We start from the raw sequence: 6,505 nt of genomic DNA on the forward strand, positions 1-6,505 counted from the left end.
ACTGGCATGCAGCGGCCCAGCGCAACCTCTTCAATCGCTTCCTAGGCCAACTCCACCACTGCCTCACCACGCGTATCCATTTCGATGAAGCTACAGCCTTCACCCCGCGGGCAGCAGACCTTGCCGCTTGACTTCTTAAACACGTGAGACTCCTTCGTCGCTGATTTCCTCCGGGAATTTCCCGCCCCTTGCCCTGCGGGTAGACAGGCCTCCGTCGGCCACAGCTCCGCAAGCTTCGCCAGCAGCCAAAACAACGGGGGGAATGGGGACGCTGGCCGGTCACCACGAGCCGCCCCACCACTGGTCCGCGCCCGCATCCTTTTCCAGCCGCTTGACAGACATAGAAGCGTCGGGGGAGAGGGGAAGCTGGCCGGTCAACTGAGCCGCCCCACCCACCGGAATCCTCTGCAAAAGGAGCAACACCATGAACACCACACCCACCCTCGAAATGCTCGACCCGGCCACCCTGACCGTGGACATCAACGTCCGTAAAGACGCCGCCCTGACCGCCGATTTCATTGCCAGCATCAAGGAGCACGGCGTGATGGAACCCGTCATCGCCCACCGCAAGGACGACGGGACCGTGCATGTCCTGATGGGACAGCGCCGCACCCGCGCCGCCGTCGAAGCCGGGCGCGCTAGCATCCCGGTGATGATCATCGAGTCCCCCGAGGAAGCCGAACGGATCGTGACGCAGGTCGTGGAGAACATCCAGCGCGCCGAACTGACCGAAGCGGACGAGGCCGACGCCTACCACCAGCTGTCCCTGATCGGCGTCTCAGCCGCCGCGATCGCCAAGAAGACCGGGCGCACCAAGACCACCGTGGAAGGTGCGCTGAAAGCCAAGTCCTCGAACGCCGGAGCCGCCGCCCTGGGCAAGGGATACACCATCGATGAAGCGCTCATCATGGCCGAATTTGAAGGGAACCAGGACGCCACGGATGAGTTAGAGTCCGTCATCGCGGACGAACCCGAGCAGCTCCTGCACGTCGCGCAGCTGCTCCGGGACCGCCGCGACCGCGCCGCCGCCCTCGCCGCCCTCATCGCCGAGCTCGAAGCCCAGGGCAAGACCATTGTCGAGGACGCCGGGCACTACGCCAACGTAGAGAACCTGTACGTCTCGGCCGCGAAGCGGGCCGACGGGGAACCGGCCACCGACGAGGACGCCAACGCCTACCTGATCAGCACCGACTACCGGGGCCAGCACAACGCCCAGCCAGTCATCATCGGCTGGAAGGACCTGGGCTTCACCCCGAAGTACGAACGCTACGACGGCGGCACGCAGGCCCAGAAAGGCCCGATGACCGAGGAACAGAAAGCCGAGCGGAAGACCCTGATAGCCAATAACCGCGAGATGGAAAGTGCCACGAAGGTCAGGCGTGAATTTGTGAAGACCCTGCTTTCCCGCAAGACCGCGCCGAAGGGCTGGCAGTACTTCACCGTCCACGCCATCACCCACGACCCCGAAACCGCCAGCGGCTACGACGGCAAGGTCGCCACCGAAATGATCGGTGCCAAGACCGGGGAGGACACCGGCCGGTGGGGCTGGAACCCGTTAAGGGCCCACACCGCCAAGACCACCGCACGGCCCGAGTTCTCCCTCATCGCCCTGATCTGCGCCGGGTATGAAAAGACCATCCAGAAAGACTCTTGGCGGAGCGCCGAGAAGCGGCACTTCCACTACCTGAACCAGCTCACCGTTTGGGGCTACACGGCAAGCGCCGTGGAGCAGATCATCCTCGACAAGTACACCGCCGACGCCGAGTAATGTGACGGGGAACCGGGCGGCTGTACCCCAGAGGCAGCCGCCCGGCCGCTCACCCCAGGAGGGCCGGGAACGTCCCGAACGTGGGGCGGTCCGCCGCCCAGGGCGAACCACAGCAGCCACTCACCAGCGCCGGACCGCCATTAACCGCGACAACGCGACCGGTGGACTGCCACCCCGCGGACCAGGAACAACGAGGTACCCGGCCCGCGGCAGCACCACAACCGTTCAGCTAAGCTGAACCACATATTTCCTTTGCAGAGGGAAACCCAGACAGGGCCAGCTCGCGCTGGCCCTGTCGCATTTTCTCCAGGTCAAGACCTGGCTGGCCCCACTTTCAGCTGTGCGTCAGCTCGATCTGGGAGGTCCTACCGAGCACGCTCACGGTTTTCCGAGCACGGGAAAGGGCTACATACAGGTTCTGTGGATCGCACATCTTATTCAGGTCAGCGATTATCACGTGGTCGTATTCGAGGCCCTTCACCAGTAGGGTCCTCGAAGCGGTGCGATTTTCGCTGCGACGCCCGGTGCGTCGTAGGCGATCTCGCACACGGGAAAAGTTATCCATCGCCGGTTCTCCATTTGTGGATGTCATGGCGATTGCTTCCCGGGTGTCGTTCCACGCCTCCCAACGGTAGACCCGAAGACCAGGATGTGCCCGGACAATGTCAGCCGTCAGTGCCAGGTGAGGATAGGTCGGACACAGACGGAGCTGATCGAGCGCCGCAAGAATCGGCTCTAAACCTTTCCGCGTGTAGTGCGTGACCTGCTTGTTCCTCGCCAACTGAGTCTTTACGACGGAGTCGATGCCGGAAAGGCCGACGATGCATTCCTTTGCGAAACAGGCGAACCACCAAGCCAATCGATGGTCGCCCTCGGCAGGCAAATCTTGCAGCTGTCTGCGCATAAAGTTGCCGCTGATGTCTTCCATGACTGAGTAGGTTCCGCCCAAACGACTGGCATGGCCGGCTACGTCGTTCGGCCACTTATCGAGCAGGAGCACCGATTCGTTGAAATTCCGGAAGGAATGCGCAATCGACCCCACCGTAGTTTGCCCTGTGTTGGCGATGAACTGTAGACCAGGAACGCTGTGTGCAGCGAAGTCGAACATCTCTCCTTCCTTTAGGTGAGGTCGGATATCTAGAAGCCAACGCCCGAGGGCCACGTTGTGTTCAGTCCATCGGTGTGGAGTTATGTCCATTTCGTAGGGCGGGAAGTGGGGCATCACATGGTCATCCCAAGAGGTCATCGGGCCAGTGAAAGTAAAGATTGCTTGGAGACGATCGCCGAGGATCACTGCCTTAGGAATCGCCGATGCCAGCGCCAAGACGAACTCGTGTAGCACCAAGGTGCAGTCCTGGTATTCGTCTACGAACAGGTAATCGAAACTGATTGAGTGAACGTGGGCGATTGCGGCGGAGAGAGCCACTTTGGTGGCGCCTGCTAGGTAGATGTCGGAGTATGTCCAATCGGGTACCGCAGTCACTGAAACTCCAGCAATTACCGAGTAGGAGCGAACCAAGGAGAAAGCCCAGCTGGTAATCGTGTCTACCCGGACGAGCGCGGGAGGAACGCCGAAACTCTGGACTCGCTTACGGACTGCGTCCACACCAGCGTTTGTATGCGTCAAGATTAGTGAGCGCTTGCCATCTGCGGCCGCGGCGGCCGCGGCCGCGGCCAGAAGATGCGTCTTACCAGTTCCTGCCGGCATCTCTATGGAGCAAGGCGCCGCAGCCAAAAGACCTTTGGCTGCGAGGCGCAGTGCGTCATCCATGGGGCGGCTCACCAGCCGAAACCCCACCTGCCGCGCGATTCGCATCCTCCCCCGGGTAGAGGAAGGCGCGAACCTCGTCTAGCAAACAGGTGGTGGAGCTGAGCTGAGCTTGGCTGTAGTTCCATACAATCCATGCACCAAGGGCTCGGCCACCATCGACGTCCTTGAACCACTTGCGCTTAATCGCTGCCTGCGCGATACGGTTGCGAGCAGCCTCCAACGTCACGCCGGCGTTGAGCCAGTCCTCCACATCGAGCGAGAGCACTGGATTTACCGGATCAATGGAATTGAGGTCCTGACGGACGGTGTCCTCGCTGCTGCGGCGCTGAATGCCGAGAGTGATAAATGCTGTTAATGCCGGAGCCTGGAGTCCCGAACAAACCTGCGTTTCGGTATTCAGCCCGTGGTTCCAGCGAACGATCTGCACACCGGACGACGCTGCAGCGGCTATGCCGGCATCCACGCTCCTGTCGTCATTGTCAAGAAAAGCCATAACGGAAAATCCCAGCTGTGCAAGGGCTTCGGATCGCGGTCCAACCTCGGTGCCCCCGTTGCCGTCCTGGATCGCTACGCCTTCACCCGCAGACGTCGATTGGCCGGAGGCGGCACGTTCGGCATCCCAAACATCAATGAGTTCTAGGAGTAGCCCATGCTCAGTTTTTCCTTCTGCCACGACAACGCGGCGGGCCAGCAAGGATGAAGGGCGGGTCCGGCGGAGTCGCTGTATCAGATCCCCGGAGTTACCAAGCGACGTCACCGTCACTACGCCGTTTCGGTTTTGAACGGTTGCAAGGTTCTCGATGCGGGCCTGCTCGACTATCACGGGCGAATGCGTGGTTACGATCACCTGTGAGTAGTCCTTGTCCGAAACTAGATAATTCAGCAAGCGAACTGCACGGTGTGGCTCCAGACCCGACTCCAACTCGTCTACTACTGCCACCGACCGACTCCCGGCCGCAAGCTGTTGGACCGCTAGGCTTGCCAGCCTCCGGCTGCCGAGGCCGTAACTGGTGAGAGGGATGACGTCTTCATAGAGAGCTAGCCCAGCGCTCATTGATGAGCGTGACGTATCAAGGCCAGGCTTGATGTCGCTAAAGCTTCCACTGCCTATTTTGTTCGCGCGGTCCTGAACTTTCGCAGCTATGTCGGTCAGCGATGTGCTTTGGTGACCACCTAACGCATCTCGAGCCGCTCTGGAGGCCGCGGCCAAGGCTTCTCGTTCTCCGCCACCCTCAGCTGACATCCGTCCGAGGGGCGAGTTTCGGCTCCAGCGAAGTTGAGCATCAGCGCGGTCATCGACCTTGAAAGTGGAAAACGCACGGCGCTGGGATGACGAAAGGCTCTGCAATTCCCCCTCTGAGCGGACCACGAACCATCTCGGTTCAAGGTCTGCACTAACCACTAGCTGGACTAGCAGGGCTGGTTCCAGACCATCCTCGGGGTCTTGGTGCGCCTCTCCCTGGTCGTCTACGCCGCTCAGCCACAGCCCCAGCGCCGCTTCCTTCTTCAGTGCCATGGGTAGGTCTGTTAACAAGGCCTTGACGACGATGGGGTTCTCCACGTTGACCCCAAAGAAGTCGGTGTCTGCGAAAGGGATATTCCACCGGTCACCGAGCAAGTAGTGGAGGGCATCCAGGATGGTTGATTTCCCGCTGTCGCCCGGGCCGACCAGTGCAACAAGTTGTTGGTCTGTTGGAAGCTTCCAATCAAGTTCCCGGACGCCCCTGAAATTTGAAATCCAGAGCCGTCTGACCCGCATCTTCTACCCCCGTTTTAGGCCCGTTTTGGTGCTCATCCAGAGCTCGGCGCCGGGGCTCAGTCTACGGGTGGAAGGCTCACACCCGGGGCAACGTATTGGATATGTTGCAAAGCCCGCGGATGTCTCGCTAAATTTCGGATTCGGCCTACTGCTCCTCTACTGCGTGGTGGGCAATCCGGTCGTGAGCCGGCGGGGAACTTCCTTCCCTTGCCCTAAGACAGGCAGTTGCTCTACCAACTGAGCTACGTCCCCATGATGGTGGAGACGAGGGGACTCGAACCCCCGACCTACTGCGTGGTGGGCAATCCGGTCGTGAGCCGGCGGGGAACTTCCTTCCCTTGCCCTATTACCTCTATTCTATCATATTGTCAATAAGAAGTCAAAACTAGTGAATATTTTTATTTGTGGTGGTCAAATCGTTCGCTCTGGGATGCGTATGTAAAAACGACCGATATCTCTAGTCCTGCCCACGGCAAGCCTCCGAAAACGACCCGAATGCCCCAACAGCGGTGGTCAGAACTCGTTGCCGGAAAACAAAGCCAGTCAAAACGTGAGCTGTAGGTTTTTGACGAGTGGTCAAGGTGTGTCGGCCACAGTTAGCCGCAGGTGCCTCCAGCGCCTTGCGCGACCGTCGTGTTTCGGCAGGGCCGGGTCATTTACCGGCGGGTGCGGTGCGTTTGCGGAAGGTGCCGGCGATGGAGAGCTTGCTTGAATATTGGATGGACCCGTAGCGGAAGAGATGCACGGCGAGTCTGAGGATGAGGAATCCGATGATAAAGAGTTCGGCGATGACGATGGTTGCTTCGACGGGAGAGAGAGTTCCGAAGCCGTTGCGGAGCAGGGCTGTTACGGGGGCGGAGAGCGGGAAGTAGGTGAAGATCTGCACGATGGGCGCGTTAGGGTCGGAGATGATGAGGGTCATGGCGTAGAAGGGGACGAAGATCAGTGCCATCAGGGGCCCGAAGATGGTGCCGGCGTCTTTGGCGGTGGGCATGACGGCGCCGATCGCGACCAGGACGCCGGTGAAGACGGTGAACCCGCCGAGCAGCAGCAGTGCCCCGACGAGCATTGTTCCTGGTTCGAATCTCAGGTTCGAGAGGTCGAGGTCGGGGATGGCGAGTTTGTCGCGGAAAAAGGCGTAGCCGACGGCGATGGGGGTGAGGAAGACCAGGATCTGGACCAGGCCGACCATGAACAGGGCGATGAC

At 60.4% G+C, this 6,505-nt stretch carries 4 protein-coding genes and 1 pseudogene; 2 read left to right on the forward strand and 3 right to left on the reverse strand.

Going from position 1 to position 6,505, the window contains the following annotated elements; genetic code table 11:
- Positions 1–131 (forward strand): annotated as a pseudogene (locus tag AB4089_RS22780) (IS110 family transposase); the annotation flags it as partial.
- Positions 132–424: 293 nt separating this feature from the next.
- Entirely contained in the window at positions 425–1,768 is a 1,344-nt protein-coding gene (locus AB4089_RS22785; RefSeq protein WP_441411540.1) for a ParB/RepB/Spo0J family partition protein, read from the forward strand.
- Positions 1,769–2,102: 334 nt separating this feature from the next.
- Here AB4089_RS22785 and AB4089_RS22790 read toward each other — a convergent pair whose 3' ends face one another.
- The 3 genes from AB4089_RS22790 to AB4089_RS22800 all read right to left on the reverse strand — a co-directional run.
- On the reverse strand, positions 2,103–3,539 hold the full coding sequence (locus tag AB4089_RS22790; RefSeq protein ID WP_441411541.1) for a UvrD-helicase domain-containing protein: 1,437 nt from the start codon (positions 3,537–3,539) through the stop codon (positions 2,103–2,105).
- Positions 3,532–5,298 carry an ATP-dependent nuclease gene (locus tag AB4089_RS22795; RefSeq protein WP_441411542.1) on the reverse strand — a complete coding sequence of 589 codons (1,767 nt, stop codon included), beginning with the start codon at positions 5,296–5,298 and terminating at the stop codon, positions 3,532–3,534. The genes AB4089_RS22790 and AB4089_RS22795 overlap by 8 nt, the downstream gene beginning before the upstream one ends.
- 652 nt (positions 5,299–5,950) lie before the next feature.
- Positions 5,951–6,505 (reverse strand): ABC transporter permease (locus tag AB4089_RS22800; protein WP_441411543.1); only part of this gene is annotated, 555 nt, incomplete at its 5' end.

This window comes from Arthrobacter sp. 2MCAF15, from assembly GCF_052115605.1.
Lineage (GTDB): Bacteria > Actinomycetota > Actinomycetes > Actinomycetales > Micrococcaceae > Arthrobacter.